Genomic DNA, 16,059 nt, shown 5'->3' with positions numbered 1-16,059 from the left:
CTGCTGTTCATGGACATCCTGCTGATCACGATCCCGCCGCTGGTGCTGTACCTGTTCTTCAACCGCCAGATCGTCGCCGGCATGACCTCCGGCGCCGTCAAGGGCTGACCACCGCCCCCACCGCCCCCACCGCCCCGCTCCCAGCGAACGGAACCCGATGCCCCACCGCACCGACGTCGTCGTCACCGACCTGCGCGCCGAGCACGGCGCACCACTGCTCGGGCTGGGTACCGCGCTGCCGCGGTTGTCCTGGACCGCCCGGGCCGCCGCGGACGTCCCCGCCACCTGGGAGCAGAGCGCCTACGAGGTGCGCGTGACCCCCCTGCCGCCGGTGCCCGGCGCGGAGCCCCCGCGCTCCTGGTCCAGCGGCCGGGTCGACTCCGGTGACAGCGTGCTCGTGCCGTGGCCGGCGGCGCCCCTGCGCTCCCGCGAGCGCGTGCGCGTGGAGGTCCGGCTCTGGGGGCGGGACGCGGAGCCGACCTCGTTCAGCCGCCCGCTGGTCCTGGAGACGGGGCTCCTGGCCCCCTCCGACTGGACGGCCGTGCCCGTCGGCCCGGACTGGGACGAGGACCCCGGCGTCGACCACCGCCCCGCGCTGCTGCGCCGGGAGTTCTCCCTGCCCGGCCCGGTCGCGCGAGCGCGGCTGCACGTCACCGCGCACGGCCTGCACGAGGTCGAGGTCAACGGTGAGCGGGTCGGCGACGAGGTCCTCGCCCCCGGCTGGACCAGCTACTCGCACCGGCTGCGCCACCGCACCCACGACGTGACGCACCTGGTGCGCGAGGGTGGCAACGCGGTGGGCGCCTGGCTGGCCGACGGCTGGTACCGCGGTCGCTTCGGCATCCGCGGCGGCAGCCGCAACCTGTACGGAGAGCGCACCGCGCTGATCGCGCAACTGGAGGTCGACCTGGCCGACGGCCGGCGCGTCGTCGTCGCCACCGGCCCGGGGACGGGGGAGGACGGGGGCACCTGGCGCGCCGCGCACGGTCCGGTCCTCGCCAGCAACCTGTACGAGGGCGAGAGCCACGACGCCCGCCTGGCGGTGCCGGGCTTCTCCACCGCAGGGTTCGACGACTCCGCCTGGGCCGGGGTGCGCCGCTACGAGCGCGATCCCGCCACGCTGGTCGCCGCGGACGGTCCTCCCGTGCGCTGCACCCGCGAAGTGCTCCCCGTGGCGGTGCTCACCAGCCCGTCGGGGGCCACGATCCTCGACTTCGGGCAGAACCTCACCGGTCGCCTGCGCATCCGCGTGCGCGGGTGCGCCGGCGACCGGGTGCAGCTGCGCCACGCCGAGGTGCTGCAGGACGGGGAGCTGTACACCCGCCCCCTGCGGACGGCGCGGGCCACGGACACCTACGTCCTGGCCGGCGGCGGGGGGACCGGCGAGCCCGAGGTGTGGGAACCGCGCTTCACGATGCACGGGTTCCGCTACGCGGAGGTCACCGGGTGGCCCGGCCGGCTCGACGAGGGCGACGTCGTGGCACGCGTGCACCACAGCGACATGGCTCGCACGGGCTGGTTCTCCTGCTCCGACGACCGGCTGAACCGGTTGCACGAGAACGTCGTGTGGAGCATGCGCAGCAACTTCGTCGACATCCCCACCGACTGCCCCCAGCGCGACGAGCGCCTCGGCTGGACCGGCGACATCCAGGTCTTCGCCCCCACCGCCGCCTTCCTGTACGACTGCTCGGGGTTCCTCGCCTCCTGGTTGCGCGACGTCGCGGTCGAGCAGCTGCCCGACGGGACCGTGCCCTGGTACGTGCCCCGGGTCCCGGCGTCGTTCTGGGAACCGCCGCAACCCGGTGCGGTGTGGGGCGACGTGGCGGTCCTGACGCCGTGGGTCCTGTTCCAGCGCTACGGGGACGTCGGCGTCCTGCGGGCGCAGTACGCCAGCGCCCGCGCGTGGGTCGACCTGGTGGAGCGCCTCGCCGGGCCGGACCGGTTGTGGGACAGCGGCCTGCAGCTCGGCGACTGGCTCGACCCGGCGGCCCCGCCGGACCGGCCCGCCGAGGCGCGCACCGACAGGTACCTGGTCGCCACCGCCTACTTCGCCCACTCCGCGCGGACCCTCGCGCGCACCGCGCACGTCCTCGGCGAGCAGGAGGACGCCGCCCGGTACGGAGCCCTGGCCGACGAGGTGCGCGAGGCCTTCGCCCGTGAGCACCTGCGTCCCGGCGGCCGGCTGAGCAGCGACGCGCAGACCGCCTACGCCCTGGCGCTCGTCTTCGACCTGCTGCCCGAGGGCGAGCGCGAGGCCGCCGGCCGGCGCCTGGCCGAGCTGGTCGCCGAGGACGGCAACCGCGTCGCCACCGGGTTCGCGGGGGTGAACCTCGTCACCGACGCGCTGACCACGACCGGGCACGACGAGACGGCCCACGCCCTGCTGACCGAGACCGGCTGCCCGTCCTGGCTCTACCAGGTCGCGATGGGCGCCACGACCACGTGGGAGCGGTGGGACTCCATGCTGCCCGACGGGACCGTCAACCCCGGGCAGATGACCAGCTTCAACCACTACGCCCTCGGATCGATCGCCGACTGGATGCACCGCACCGTCGCCGGCCTGGCACCCGCGGAACCCGGGTACCGCCGCCTGCTGGTGCGCCCGCGCCCCGGGCCGGGCCTGACGTCCGCCGCGGCGCGCCACGAGACCCCCCGCGGGACCGCGGCCGTCAGCTGGCGCCGTGACGGCGACCGGCTCGTCGTCGACGTCGACGTCCCGCTCGGGGTCCGCGCCGCCGTCGACCTGCCCGGCCGTCCCGTCAGCGAGGTCGGTGCCGGCCGGCACCGCTTCGAGGTCGCCACGACACCCGCCCCCGCTCCGGTCCCGTCGCCCGCCTGAGCCGCACCCGTACCCGCGTAGGCCGAACCCGTACCCCGAACCGCTCGACCGAACCCACCACGCACGGAGGAACGATGCCCACCTGGCACGCGACGATGATCTCCGCCGACGCCGACCACGACGGGGCCCCGCTGCTGCGGCGCCGCTTCACCCTCGACGAGGGTCACGGCGAGGTGCGTCGCGCCGTGCTGCACGTCACCGCCCGCGGTGTCGTCGAAGCCCACCTGGACGGCCGTCCGGTCTCCGACGACGTCCTCAGCCCGGGCTGGAGCAGCTACGAGTGGCGCCTGCGCTACCGCACCCACGACGTCACCGACGCCCTGGCCGGCGGGGGCGAGCACGTCCTCGGCCTGGCGCTGGGCAACGGCTGGTCCCGCGGCCGGCTCGGCTGGAGCGGTCGGGGCGCCTTCTACGGCGACGACCTCGGCGGGTTCGCGCAGCTGGAGGTCGAGTTCGCCGACGGGCACACCCAGCTGGTCGTCACCGACACCTCGTGGCAGTCGCGCGCCTCGGCGGTCACCGCGAACGACCTGTACGACGGGCAGAGCGTGGACGCGCGCCGTCTCGACCCGGCGTGGGCCACCGTCGAGGGCTCACCCGAGGGCTGGGGCGGGGTGCGCGCCCTGGAGTTCGACACCGCGGTGCTCACCGAGCACGTCGGCCCGCCGGTGCGCCGCCAGGAGGTGCTGCCCGCGCAGCGGGTGTGGACCTCCCCGTCGGGCAAGACCCTGGTGGACTTCGGGCAGAACCTCGTGGGGTGGTTGCGCTTCACCGTGCGCGGGGAGGCGGGCAGCACCATCACGATCCGGCACGCGGAGGTGCTGGAGAAGGAGGAGCTGGGGGTGCGCCCGCTGCGCAGCGCGAAGGCCACCGACCGGTTCACCCTCTCCGGCGGTGAGGACACCTTCGAGCCGACGTTCACCTTCCACGGCTTCCGCTACGCCGAGGTGGACGGCTGGCCCGGTGAGCTGCGCCCGCAGGACCTGCAGGCGGTCGTGGTGCACTCCGAGCTGCGCCGCACCGGTGAGTTCGAGTGCTCGGACGATCTGGTCAACCAGCTGCACCGCAACGTGGTGTGGGGCACCAAGGGCAACTTCCTGGACGTGCCCACCGACTGCCCGCAGCGCGACGAGCGCCTGGGCTGGACCGGCGACCTCGCGGTCTTCGCGCCCACGGCGGCGTACCTGTTCGACGTGAAGGACTTCCTGCGCGACTGGATGCGCGACCTCGCCGCCGAGCAGCGCGCGCAGGACGGCCTGGTGCCCTTCGTGATCCCGGACGTGCTGAAGTTCATGGAGCACCCCCCGGAGTTCCCCGGCCCCGACAGCACCGCGATCTGGTCCGACGTGGCGGTGTGGCTGCCGTGGGCGCTGTACCAGGCCTACGGCGACGACGACCTGCTGGCCGAGCACTACCCGGCCATGACCGCCCACGTCGACCGGGTGGCCGGTCTGCTCTCACCCACCGGACTGTGGGACACCGGGTTCCAGTTCGGCGACTGGCTCGACCCGGACGCGCCGCCGGAGAAGCCCGCCGACGCCAAGGCGGACAAGGGCGTGGTGGCCACCGCGTGCGCCTACCGCAGCGCCCGCACCACCGCCGACGCCGCCCGCGCCCTGGGGCACGAGCAGGACGCCGAGCGCTTCGACGCCCTCGCCCAGCGCCTGCGCACCGCGTTCGGCGAGCACTACGTCGATGCGCAGGGTCTCGTGCTCAGCGACTGCGCCACGGTGTACGCCCTGGCGATCGAGTTCGGGTTGCTGGAGGGGGAGCGGCGCGCCTGGGCCGGGCAGCGGCTGGCCGAGCTGGCCGAGAAGGCCGGCTACCGGGTCTCCACCGGGTTCGCCGGCACCCCGTACGTGACCGGGGCGCTGAGCAGCACCGGGCACCTGGACGCCGCGTACCGGCTGCTGCTGGAGCAGGGCTGCCCGTCGTGGCTGTACCCGGTGACGATGGGGGCCACCACGATCTGGGAGCGGTGGGACTCCATGCTGCCCGACGGTTCCATCAACCCCGGCGAGATGACCAGCTTCAACCACTACGCGCTGGGCGCGGTGGCGGACTGGGTGCACCGCACCGTCGTGGGCTTGTCACCGCTCGAGCCGGGTTACCGGCGCTCCCTGATCGCCCCCCGGCCCGGTGGTGGCCTGACGTGGGCGCGCGGGGCGCTGCAGACCCCTTACGGGCGGCTGGCGGTGCGCTGGGAGCAGGGCGGTGCGGGGCTGGAGGCCGAGGTCACCGTCCCGGCCGGCACCACCGCCGTGCTGCGCCTGCCCGGCCAGGACGAGCGCGAGCTGCCCGCGGGCACCCACCGCGTGACGGCACCGGTCACGGCGTCCTGACCGGCCGGCGGAGCGGGCGGTGAGCTCCGCCCCGGCCCCGTCCGGCGCCGGACCGGCGCCGGACGGGGCTGCCGGCCTGGCACCCTTGTCCGTCGTGGCGACCGTCAAGGAGGTGGCTCAGCGGGCCGGGGTCTCGCTGGGCACGGTGAGCAACGTCCTCAACCGCCCCGAGGTCGTCTCCGAGGCGCTGCGCGCTCGCGTCGAGCAGGCCATCGCCGAGCTCGGCTTCGTGCGCAACGAGTCCGCGCGGCAGCTGCGGGCCGGGGTCAGCCGGACCATCGCCGTGGTGGTCCTGGACGTGGCCAACCCCTTCTTCACCGACCTCGTGGCCGGAGCGGAGGAGGTCGCCGAGCGCCACGGGGCGCTCGTGGTTCTGTGCAACAGCGCCAACGACCCGCAGCGGGAGGCGCGGCACCTGCTGCGGCTGCAGCAGCAGCGGGTGCTCGGCGTCCTGCTCAGCCCGGTGCGCGACGCGCCGAGCACCGCGCTGGAATCGGTGCGCTCGCACGGCACGCCGGTCGTCCTCGTCGACCGCGGCGCGCCCGACGCCGAGAACTCCTCCGTCGCGGTGGACGACGTGCTCGGCGGCCGCCTCGCCGGGGAGCACCTGCTGGAGCGCGGGCACCGCCGGATCGCCTTCATCGGCGTCGCGGCCGGGTTGCGGCAGGTCGACGACCGCCTGGCGGGACTGCGGCAGGCCACGGGGGCGGTCGCCACCGTGGACGCCGTGACCGCCAGCGGTTTGACGGTGCGCGCCGGCTCGCAGGCGGCGGCGGCGCTGTTCGCCGGGGACGCGCCGCCCAGCGCGGTCTTCTGCGCCAACGACCTCCTGGCCATGGGGGTGCTCAACGAGTGCGTGCGCCGCGGGGTCCGCGTGCCGCACGACCTGGCGATCGTGGGTTACGACGACATCGGTTTCGCCGCCACCGCGGCGGTCCCGCTCACCTCCGTGCGTCAGCCGCGCGAGGTGCTGGGCCGCACGGGTGTCGAGCTGCTGCTGGCGCAGGTGGAGGGCCGGGCGGCCCGGCAGCTGGTGTTCGAGCCCGAACTCGTGGTGCGCCGTTCCAGCGACCGCGGGCTCGAGCGCTGACCCCTCGCGGTCGGCGCCCCGTCGCCCGGTGTCAGCGCGGTGCCGGGGGAGCGGTGCTGGCCCGCACCCGCAGGTCCACGGCCAGGTCCATGCGCGGGGCGGTCGGCGCGGCCCCGTCGGCCAGCGCGAGCAGCAGCGTGGTGGCGGCCTCGGCCATCTCGTGCAGCGGCTGGTGCACCGTGGTCAGCTCCGGCCCGACCCACTGCGCGGCGGGCAGGTCGTCGTACCCGACGACGGACAGCTCCGCGGGTACGCCGACGCCCAGCTCCCGGGCGGCGCGCAGGACGCCGAAGGCCATGAGGTCGTTGCACGCGAAGACCGCGGTGGGCCGCTGCGGCCCGCGCAGCAGCTGGTGGGCGACCTCCTGTCCGCCTTCCACGGAGAAGTCGCCGGTGCGCACGAGGTCCTCCCGGTAGGGCAGGCCGGCCTCCACCAGGGCGTCGCGGTAGCCGCCCAGGCGGGCGCGGCTGCAGAAGGTGTCCAGGGGCCCGGTGATGACGGCGACGTCACGGTGCCCCAGCTCCAGCAGGTGCCGGGTGGCGAGCAGGCCGCCGTGGTAGTTCGCCGACCCGACCGAGGGCACCCCGGGGTCGACCTCGCCGATGGGGTCGACGATGACGTGGGGGACGCCCCGGGCCACGAGCTGGGTGCGCTGGCCGTCCTCGAGGTCGGAGAAGACCATGATGACCCCGGCGGGCCGGCGCGCCAGGACGCTGGTGAGCCACTCCTGGCGGGGGCGGTGCGCGCCGAGGCACTCGGACAGGACGACCTCGACGCCCGCGGGGCGGGCGGTGCGCTCCACGCCGCGGATGACCTCGACGGCCCAGGGGTTGCCGAGCTCGTTGAAGACGAGGTCGATGAGCCGCGGCCCGGCCGCCGGGGCGCTGCGCCGGCGCTGCCGGTAGCCGTGCTGGGAGATGATCCGCTCCACGCGGGCGCGGGTGCTCTCCGCGACGTCGCCGCGCCCGTTGAGCACCTTCGACACGGTGGGCACGGAGACCCCCGCTTCGGCGGCGAGCTGAGCCATGGTCACGCGGGGCGGGGCCACGCCGTCTCCTCTGGTCGTCGTCCGGCCGCACCCCTCCTGTCCACGGAGGTGGACGGTGTCGACTCCGTTGACGTTCGAGGGTGCGGCTCTCTAGTCTCGAACCTATCGGCATGAGGCCGAAAGTTTCGACTGGAGGCAATGGTGCCCTACGGACAGCAGGACGACCAGGAGGTCGCCTGGTTCACCGGCAGCGACCCCTGCTGGCTGCCCGCCCGACGCGCGGCCCGGCTCGCCGCCGCCCGCACCACCCTCCTCGGCGACGACCCCGTCACCGCCGCGCTGGGCGAGGACCTGCGGGCCCTCGCCGGGCCCACCGGCGGCCCGGGCCCGGCCGAGGACGACACCACCGGGCGGCACCTGGTGGTGGGCACCCTGGAGCGGCTCACCCCGGAGGTGCTGGGGACGGAACTCACCGCCGCCCTCGACTCCGCCGACGTCCCCGCCGGGGAGGGTTTCGCCGTGCTCGCCCGCGGCGGGCGGGTCCTGCTGACCGCGGCCCGCCCCGCCGGCCTCCGCCACGGCCTGGGCTGGCTGCTGCGCAGCCAGCCGGGTGGCTGGCCGGCGGGCGACCTCGTGCACGTCGAGGAACCCCGCGTGGACCTGCGCGTGCTGGACCACTGGGACAACATGACCGACGGCCCCATGGGCGTCGTCGAGCGCGGGTACGCCGGGGACTCGATCTTCTTCGCCGACGGCCGCGTCCGCACTGACGCCGCCGCCCTGGCCCGGGTGCGCGACTACGCGCGGCTCGTCTCCTCGATCGGCGTCAACGCCGTGTGCCTGAACAACGTCAACGTGCACGCCGCCGAGGCGCACCTGCTCGACGAGCACCTCGACGACGTGGCGCGCGTCGCCGCCGTCCTGGACGCCCACGGCGTGCGGACCCTGCTCAGCGTCGACTTCTCCGCGCCGATCTCCCTGGGCGGGCTGGACACCGCCGACCCCCTCGACGAGCGCGTCGCCGCGTGGTGGGCCGGGGTCACGAAGCGGGTCGCGACCACCCTGCCCGGTTTCGGCGGGTACGTCGTCAAGGCCGACTCCGAGAACCGGCCCGGCCCGCACACCTACGGGCGCACCCACGCCGACGGCGCCAACTGCCTGGCTGCAGCCCTGGCGCCCTTCGACGCGGTCGTGTTCTGGCGCTGCTTCGTCTACGACTGCCACCAGGACTGGCGCGACCGCTCCACCGACCGGGCCCGCGCCGCGCACGACCACTTCGCCCGCCTGGACGGGCAGTTCGCCCCGAACGCCGTGCTGCAGGTCAAGAACGGCCCGATGGACTTCCAGGTCCGCGAGCCCGTCTCCCCGCTGCTGGGCGCGCTCCCGCGCACCGGGGTCGCGGTGGAGTTCCAGATCACCCAGGAGTACACCGGACAGCAGAAGCACCTGTGCCACCTCGGGCAGCAGTGGAGCGAGGTGCTGCGCTTCGACCTGCACGCCCACGGCGGCGGAGAGCCGCTGCGGGTCGCGGACGTCGCGGCGCGCAGCCGCCGCGCCGGGGGAGCGCTCACCGGGGTCGTGGGCGTCGCCAACGTCGGCACCGACGCCAACTGGACCGGGCACGCGCTGGCGCAGGCCAACCTCTACGCCTTCGGGCGCCTGGCGTGGGACCCCGGGCTGGACCCGGACCTGCTCCTGCGCGAGTGGGTGGAGCAGACGTTCGAGCTGCCCGCGGACCTCGCCGGTGAACTGGTGGAGGTGATGTCGCGGTCGTGGGCGGTGTACGAGTCGTACACCGCGCCCCTCGGCGTGGGGTGGATGGTGCGGCCCGGTCACCACTACGGCCCGGACGTCGACGGCTACGAGTACACCCCGTGGGGCACCTACCACTTCGCCGACCGCGACGGCATCGGGGTGGACCGGACCGTCGCGACCGGCACCGGGTACACCGCCCAGTACCCGGCGGGGTGGGCCCGCGTCTACGAGGACGTGCGGACCTGCCCGGACGAGCTCCTGCTGTTCTTCCACCACGTGCCCTACTCGCACGTCCTGGCCGGCGGCAGCACCGTCGTGCAGCACGTGTACGACACCCGTTTCGCCGGCGTGGAGGCCGTCGAGGAGTCCGCCGCCACCTGGGAACGCATCGCCGGGCACGTGCCGGCGGCGACGGCGGAGAACGTCCGGCAGCGGTTCGCCGAGCAGCTGCGCAGCGCCCGCGAGTGGCGCGACCAGGTCAACACCTACTTCTTCCGCAAGTCCGGCGTCCCCGACGCCGCCGGCCGGCGCATCCACTGACGCGCCGGCTCCCGAAGCACTCGACGAGGAGGACGAGATGGCTGTGAGCAGCCCGGCGCCGGCCAGGCGGTTGCGCTCACGCGCCCCGCTGGCCGACGCAGCGGCCACGCGCGCGCCCCGGACGACGTGGCGCGACGCGCTGCGCAAGGACTGGCGGCTGTACTCGCTGCTGGTCCTACCGCTGTTGTGGTTCGTGGTGTTCAAGTACCTGCCGATGGCCGGGAACGTCATCGCCTTCCGCAGGTTCGTGCCCGGTGGCAGCGTGTTCGGCGAGGAGTGGGTCGGGCTCGACTACGTCCGGTTGTTCATCGAGGACCCGACCTTCTGGGCGGTCTTCCAGAACACCCTGGTCCTGGGCGCGCTGACCCTGCTCATCGGCTTCCCCGCGCCGATCATCTTCGCGCTGATGCTCAACGAGCTGAAGGCCAGGCGCTTCAAGAAGTTCGTGCAGACGGCGTCCTACCTGCCGCACTTCATGTCCATCGTCATCGTCGTCGCCATGGTCATGCAGCTCGTGTCGCTGCGGGGCACGGTGAACCAGGTCATCGGCTTCTTCGGCGGGGACGCGATCAGCTTCATCCAGAACCCCGACTGGTTCCGGACCATCTACGTGGCCAGCGACGTCTGGCAGACGATGGGGTGGGGCGCGATCCTCTACCTCGCGGCGCTGACGACCATCGACGACTCGCTGTACGAGGCGGCCCGCATCGACGGGGCCAACCGCTGGCAGCAGACCTGGCACGTCACGCTGCCGGGCATCGCTCCCACGATCGTCACGCTGCTCATCCTCAACATCGGCAGCTTCCTCGCCGTCGGCTTCGAGAAGGTCCTGCTGCTGCAGAACCCGCTCACCTACGAGACGGGTGACGTCATCTCCACCTACCTGTACCGGGTCGGTCTGCAGTCGAACAGCTTCAGCTACGCGACCGCCATCGGCCTCTTCGAGTCCGTCATCGGCCTGGTCCTGGTCCTGTCGGCGAACGCGGTCTCCCGCCGCGTCGCGGGATCGAGCCTGTGGTGAGCGCGGTGCAGGCGCCGCCGCAGCGACGCGGTCGCCGGCGCGAGCAGCAGCCCACCGTCTCCGTCGTGGCCGACACGCCCGGCCAGCGCCGCTTCAAGGTCTTCGCCGTCGTCGTGCTCTCCCTGGTGGTCGCGGCGACCCTCTACCCGTTCGTCAACGTCCTGGCCCAGTCGTTCAGCGACTCGACGAGCATCGCGGCCGGCAAGGTGAACCTGGTGCCCCGCGGGTTCAACGTGGACACCTACCGCGTCGTCATGAGCGATGCGGACTTCTGGACCGGGTACCGCAACACCATCGTCTACACCCTGGTCGCGACCGCGATCTCGATGGCCCTGACGACGTGCTTCGCCTACGCCACCAGCAAGCGGCACCTCAAGGGCCGCAAGTTCTTCATCACCTTCGCCGTCTTCACCATGTTCTTCAACGGCGGCATCATCCCCAACTACGTGCTGATCACCAGCCTGGGCATGCGCAACACCATCTGGGCGGTCGTCCTGCCCAGCGCGATCAGCGTCTTCAACGTCCTGGTGATGAAGACCTTCTTCGAGGCCATGCCCGAGGAGCTGGAGGAGGCCGCGTCCATCGACGGGCTGAACACCTACGGCATCCTGCTGCGCATCGTCCTGCCGCTGAGCAAGGCGGTGCTGGCGACCATGCTGCTCTTCTACGCGGTCAGCCACTGGAACTCCTGGTTCCAGGCGTTCCTCTACCTGGACGACAAGAACCTCTTCCCCGTCACCATCTACCTGCGCAACATGATCGCCGGTGTGTCGAGCACCGCCGGCTCCGGCGCCGAGGCCGCCGACGTCGGCATGATCTCGGCCAACATCCAGTCCGTGACGATGGTGCTGACCGTGCTGCCCATCGTCTGCATCTACCCCTTCATCCAGAAGTACTTCGTGTCGGGCGTCATGCTCGGCTCCGTCAAGCAGTGACACCCCAGCAGTGACACCCCAGCAGTGACCCCCCGATCGACGACGATCCCTGGAGCGCACACCGTGAACCGCACCCCGACCCGCACGCTGAGCCGCCGCACCACCCTCGCCGGCCTCGTCGCCCTGACCGGCGGCGCCCTCGTCGCCTGCGGCGGCGGTGGCGAGGACGGCGCCGACGTCAGCGACAAGACCACCGGCGCGATGCAGGACTACGACGCCGGCACCGCCTTCAAGGCGACGACCGCGCTGACCTACACCAGCCTCTTCTCCGACCAGCCGACCTACCCGTACAAGGCGGACTGGCTGTTCTGGACGGCGCTGCAGGAGCGCACCAACACGGCGCTCGAGTTCACCATCATCCCGGCGAGCGACTACGAGCAGAAGCGCAGCCTCGTCGTCAGCGCCGGCGACTCGCCGATCATCATCCCCAAGACCTACCCCGGCCAGGAGACGCCGTTCGTGGCCTCCGGCGTGGTGCTCCCCGTCAGCGACTACACCGACCTCATGCCGCACTTCCGCGACCAGGTCGAGAAGTGGGACCTGCAGGGCGAGCTGGACACCCTCAAGCAGAAGGACGGCAAGTACTACGTCCTGCCGGGTCTGCACGAGGCGCTGTGGCCCGACTACACCCTCATCGTGCGCACCGACGTCTTCGAGAAGGCCGGCGTGGCGATCCCCACCACCTGGGACGAGGTGAGGAGCGCGCTGGCCACGATCAAGCAGGCCAACCCCGACTCCATCCCCTTCTCCGACCGCTACGAGGGCAAGAGCGTCCTCAACTACGGCGCGGTCGCCTTCGGCACGGTGGGCGGCTGGGGCTACGGCGAGGGCCTGCAGTTCGACGAGAACGAGGACAGGTTCGTCTTCGCGGCGGCCACGGACGAGTACAGGTCGATGGTGGAGTACTTCGCCGGCCTGGTGTCCGACGGGCTCATGGACCCGGAGAGCTTCACCCAGACCGACGACGCCGCGCAGGCCAAGTTCACCAGCGGTCGCTCCTTCGCCATCTCGGGCAACTCCCAGGACCCGTCCGTGTACCGGGCGCAGATGGACCAGTCCATCGGCGCCGGCAACTACGCCATCTCCAAGATCGTCGTCCCCTCGGGCCCGGCCGGCGACCTCGTGGGCGGCTCCCGCCTGGAGAACGGCATCATGATCTCGGCGGCCGCCGCCGAGCGCGACGACTTCCAGGCCCTGATGCAGTTCATCGACTGGTTCTTCTACAGCGACGAGGGCCGTGAGTTCGCCAAGTGGGGCGTGGAGGGCGTCACCTACACCAAGGACTCCTCCGGGACGCGCTCGCTGATGCCCGACATCGACTACACCGGACTGAACCCGGCGGGGACCAAGGACCTGCGCAAGGAGTACGGCTTCTCGCAGGGCAACTTCTCGTACGGCGGCTCCACCGAGCTGCTGCACTCGATGATGAGCGAGGAGGAGCTGGCCTTCCAGGAGGCCATGCGGACCAAGACGCCCGTGGAGCCGCTGCCCGCGCACCCCTACAGCCAGGTCGAGCAGGAACAGGTCACCCTGCTGTCCAAGCCGCTGCAGGACTTCGTGGACCAGTCCACCCTGCAGTTCATCACCGGCCAGCGGGACCTGGCCGACTGGGACGCCTACGTCGCTGAGCTGGACGAGCGCGGGGCGGCCCGCTACGTCGAGATGGCCAACAAGGCCTACGACGCGGCGAAGGCGTGACGGCGGCGTGAGCACCGCCCAGCGGTCGGTGCCGCACGAGGGTCTGCTGTGGCGCGCCTGCGAGGGCGTGTACCGGGCACTGGTGGTGGAGGCGTGCTTCCTCGCCGCCTGCGCCCCGGGCATCGCCCTGACGGCAGCGCTCGTGCCCGAGGCGTCGAACGCGCCGCTGTTCGGCGCCGCGGCCCTGCCGCTGGGCCCGGCGCTGGCGGCGGCGCTGCACTGCGCCAACCGCCAGCTCGCCGGCGACGACACCTCCGCGGCCCGGACCTTCCGGCGCGGCTGGCGGCTGAACGCCGCCGACGCTCTGCGGGTGTGGGCACCCGCGGTGGCGGTGCTCGTGGTGCTCGCCCTGTCGGCGACCGCGGCCGCCGCCGCCCCCGGTGGAGCGGTGGTGCGCGCCGTGCTGACGGTCACGGCCGCCCTGGTCGCCGTGGTGGCGCTGAGCGCGCTGGTGGTCGTCACCTCGTTCCGGTTCCGCACCCGGGACGCGGCTCGGCTGGCGGTCCACGTGCTGGGCCGCCGGCCGGCCACGGCACTGGGCCTGGTGGCCCTGCTGGCGCTGGCCGGGGCGCTGGTGCTGACGTCGCTGTGGCTGGCGCTGGCTGCGGCGAGCCTGTGGGTGCTGCTGCTGGCCGTGGTCTCGCGCGGCGCGGTGGACCTGGTGGCGGCGGAGTTCACCGGGGACGAGCACGACCCGCACGACCCGTACCGGCACGACGACGAGGGAGAACGGTGAACGAGGTCAAGATCCGCTACGGCGGCGACTACAACCCCGAGCAGTGGCCCGTCGAGGTGCGCGAGGAGGACCTGCGCCTGTTCGACAAGGCCTCGATCGAGACCCTCACCGTGGGGGTCTTCTCCTGGGGCCTGCTGCAGCGCGACGAGAGCACGTACGACTTCGCCGAGCTCGACGACGTCCTGCACCGCCTGCGCGACGCGGGCAAGGAGGTCTGCCTGGCCACCGGCACCGGCGCCCACCCGGCGTGGCTGGCCCGCAAGTACCCCGACGTCACGCGGGTGGACTTCGAGGGCCGCAAGCACGTGTACGGCCAGCGCCACAACGCGTGCCCCAACAGCCCCTCGTTCCGGCGGTTCGCCACCTCGTACGTCGAGCGCCTCGCGCAGCGCTACGCCGACCTGGGCAACGTGGTCGCCTGGCACGTGGGCAACGAGTACGGCGGCGCCTGCTACTGCGAGAACTGCGCCGCGGCGTTCCGCGTCTGGCTGCAGCGCCGCTACGGCACCCTGGAGCGCCTCAACGACGCCTGGAACACGACGTTCTGGTCGCACACCATGTACGCCTGGGACGACGTGGTGCCCCCCAACGCGCTCAGCGAGCACTGGCGCGGGCCGAACCACACCGCCTTCCAGGGCATCACCCTGGACTACCTGCGCTTCACCACCGACAGCATGATCGAGTCGTACCTGGCGGAGAAGGAGGTCCTGAACCGCGCCACCCCCGGGATCCCCGTCACGACGAACTTCATGGGCGCCTACCGGCCGCTGGACTACCACCGCTGGGCCCCGCACCTGGACTTCGCCTCCTGGGACAACTACCCGCCGGACGCGAAGTCCCAGGACAAGATGGCGCTCGCGCACGACCTGGTGCGCGGGCTGAAGGGCGGCGCCCCGTTCTGGCTCATGGAGCAGACGCCCAGCACCACCGCCTCCCGCGACGTCAACCCCGTCAAGCGCCCGGGCGTCATGAGGCTGTGGAGCTGGCAGGCCGTGGCGCACGGCGCTGACGCCGTGCTGTTCTTCCAGATGCGCCAGTCCCGCGGGGCGTGCGAGAAGTACCACGGCGCCGTGATCGACCACTCCGGCCGTGACGACACCCGCGTCTTCTCCGAGGTCTCCGCCCTGGGGGCTGAGCTGGCCGCGCTGCGCGGCGAGGTCGTCGGCGCGCGCACCCCCGCCCGCGCGGCGCTGCTGTTCGACTGGGACTCCTGGTGGGCGGTGGAGATCTCCGACGGGCCCTCGCGGCTGGTCTCCTACGCCGACGCCGCACGGCGCTACTACGCAGCGCTGCACGCGGCGAACGTGGACGTCGACGTCGTGCCGGTCGACGCCGGCCTGGACGGCTACGACCTGGTCGTCGCGCCCGTGCTGCACGTCCTCAAGGGCGACCTCCCGGAGCGCGTGGAGCGCTTCGTCGCCGACGGCGGCACGTTCCTGACGACCTGGCTCAGCGGCCGCGTCGACGAGGACGACAACGCGTTCCTGTCCGACGTGCCCGGCCCGCTCGCCGGGGTGCTCGGGATCCGCGTCACCGAGACCGACGCGCTGCCCGCCGAGGAGGTCAACCCGGTGCGCCCGGTCGGCGACTGGGCGCAGGCGCAGGCCCCCGGCACCGCCGGGCCGTGGCCGGGCAACCTCGTCTTCGACGTCGTCGAGGCGCAGGGCGCGGAGGTCGTCGCCGAGTACACGGGCGACTTCTACGCCGGCACCCCCGCCGTCACCCGCCACGCCACCGGCCGGGGGCAGGCCTGGTACGTCGCCACGAACCTCGACGCCGACGGCGTGGAGTGGGTCGTGCAGCGCACCCTGGACGACGCGGGCATCCGACCGCCCCACGCCTGGGTGCGCGGGCTGGAGGCCGCCGAGCGGGTGCGCGAGGACGCCCGCTACCTCTTCCTGCTCAACCACGGCGAGGAGGAGGTCGTCGTGGCCGCCGACCGCGCCGGTCGCTCGCTGCTGGACGGGCGCGAGGTCGCCTGCGGGCAGGAGCTGAGGCTGGCGCCCCGGGACGTGGTCGTCCTGCGCACCCCGACGACACCCGACCCGCTTTCCGGTACTGCTTCCGGAAACAGCGGTCATACTGGTGCCGTGACCGCAGCGGAGGGGGAGTAGC

The 16,059-nt window shown here is 72.9% G+C and carries 10 protein-coding genes and 1 pseudogene; 10 read left to right on the top strand and 1 reads right to left on the bottom strand.

From position 1 onward, the window contains the following. From ACRYR8_RS03700 to ACRYR8_RS03685, 4 genes and pseudogenes are all read left to right on the top strand, one after another. Nucleotides 1-108 (top strand): annotated as a pseudogene (locus tag ACRYR8_RS03700) (carbohydrate ABC transporter permease); the annotation flags it as partial. A gap of 49 nt (nt 109-157) precedes the next feature. Next, nucleotides 158-2,839 carry a family 78 glycoside hydrolase catalytic domain gene (locus ACRYR8_RS03695; protein WP_432482720.1) on the top strand — a complete coding sequence of 894 codons (2,682 nt, stop codon included), beginning with the start codon at nt 158-160 and terminating at the stop codon, nt 2,837-2,839. A gap of 74 nt (nt 2,840-2,913) precedes the next feature. Beyond that, nucleotides 2,914-5,181, top strand: a complete 2,268-nt coding sequence (locus ACRYR8_RS03690) for a family 78 glycoside hydrolase catalytic domain (protein ID WP_432482719.1) — start codon at nt 2,914-2,916, stop codon at nt 5,179-5,181. 94 nt (nt 5,182-5,275) lie between these two features. Further along, nucleotides 5,276-6,271, top strand: a complete 996-nt coding sequence (locus ACRYR8_RS03685; protein WP_432482718.1) for a LacI family DNA-binding transcriptional regulator — start codon at nt 5,276-5,278, stop codon at nt 6,269-6,271. Nucleotides 6,272-6,302: 31 nt separating this feature from the next. Here the strand turns inward: ACRYR8_RS03685 and ACRYR8_RS03680 are convergent, their stop codons facing one another. Continuing rightward, nucleotides 6,303-7,319, bottom strand: coding sequence for a LacI family DNA-binding transcriptional regulator (locus ACRYR8_RS03680; protein ID WP_432482717.1), 1,017 nt, complete (start codon nt 7,317-7,319; stop codon nt 6,303-6,305). 138 nt (nt 7,320-7,457) lie between these two features. On the opposite strand from ACRYR8_RS03680, the gene ACRYR8_RS03675 reads away from it, so the two are divergent. From ACRYR8_RS03675 to ACRYR8_RS03650, 6 genes are all read left to right on the top strand, one after another. After that, on the top strand, nt 7,458-9,554 hold the full coding sequence (locus tag ACRYR8_RS03675) for an alpha-glucuronidase (protein WP_432482716.1): 2,097 nt from the start codon (nt 7,458-7,460) through the stop codon (nt 9,552-9,554). 37 nt (nt 9,555-9,591) lie between these two features. Then, nucleotides 9,592-10,575 carry an ABC transporter permease gene (locus ACRYR8_RS03670; RefSeq protein ID WP_432482715.1) on the top strand — a complete coding sequence of 328 codons (984 nt, stop codon included), beginning with the start codon at nt 9,592-9,594 and terminating at the stop codon, nt 10,573-10,575. 65 nt (nt 10,576-10,640) lie between these two features. Then, nucleotides 10,641-11,510, top strand: a complete 870-nt coding sequence (locus ACRYR8_RS03665) for a carbohydrate ABC transporter permease (protein ID WP_432482726.1) — start codon at nt 10,641-10,643, stop codon at nt 11,508-11,510. 63 nt (nt 11,511-11,573) lie between these two features. Further along, the gene (locus ACRYR8_RS03660; protein ID WP_432482714.1) at nt 11,574-13,208 is read left to right on the top strand and encodes an ABC transporter substrate-binding protein; all 1,635 of its coding nucleotides are present in this window, start codon (nt 11,574-11,576) and stop codon (nt 13,206-13,208) included. Between the two features lie 7 nt (nt 13,209-13,215). Then, nucleotides 13,216-13,944, top strand: coding sequence for a hypothetical protein (locus ACRYR8_RS03655; protein ID WP_432482713.1), 729 nt, complete (start codon nt 13,216-13,218; stop codon nt 13,942-13,944). Continuing rightward, a complete protein-coding gene (locus ACRYR8_RS03650) occupies nt 13,941-16,058 on the top strand; it encodes a beta-galactosidase (RefSeq protein ID WP_432482712.1) in 2,118 nt (705 codons plus the stop codon). Before ACRYR8_RS03655 ends, ACRYR8_RS03650 begins: the two co-directional genes overlap by 4 nt. Nucleotide 16,059: the final 1 nt, after the last annotated feature.

This window comes from Kineococcus esterisolvens, assembly GCF_050871405.1.
Classification (GTDB): Bacteria; Actinomycetota; Actinomycetes; order Actinomycetales; family Kineococcaceae; genus Kineococcus.
This window is presented reverse-complemented; position numbering and strand designations above follow the sequence as displayed.

Coding starts and splice junctions, on each gene's coding strand:
- ACRYR8_RS03695 (WP_432482720.1), top strand. CDS start 158: ATGCCCCACCGCACCGACGTCGTCGTCACCGACCTGCGCGCCGAGCAC.
- ACRYR8_RS03690 (WP_432482719.1), top strand. CDS start 2,914: ATGCCCACCTGGCACGCGACGATGATCTCCGCCGACGCCGACCACGAC.
- ACRYR8_RS03670 (WP_432482715.1), top strand. CDS start 9,592: ATGGCTGTGAGCAGCCCGGCGCCGGCCAGGCGGTTGCGCTCACGCGCC.
- ACRYR8_RS03675 (WP_432482716.1), top strand. CDS start 7,458: ATGGTGCCCTACGGACAGCAGGACGACCAGGAGGTCGCCTGGTTCACC.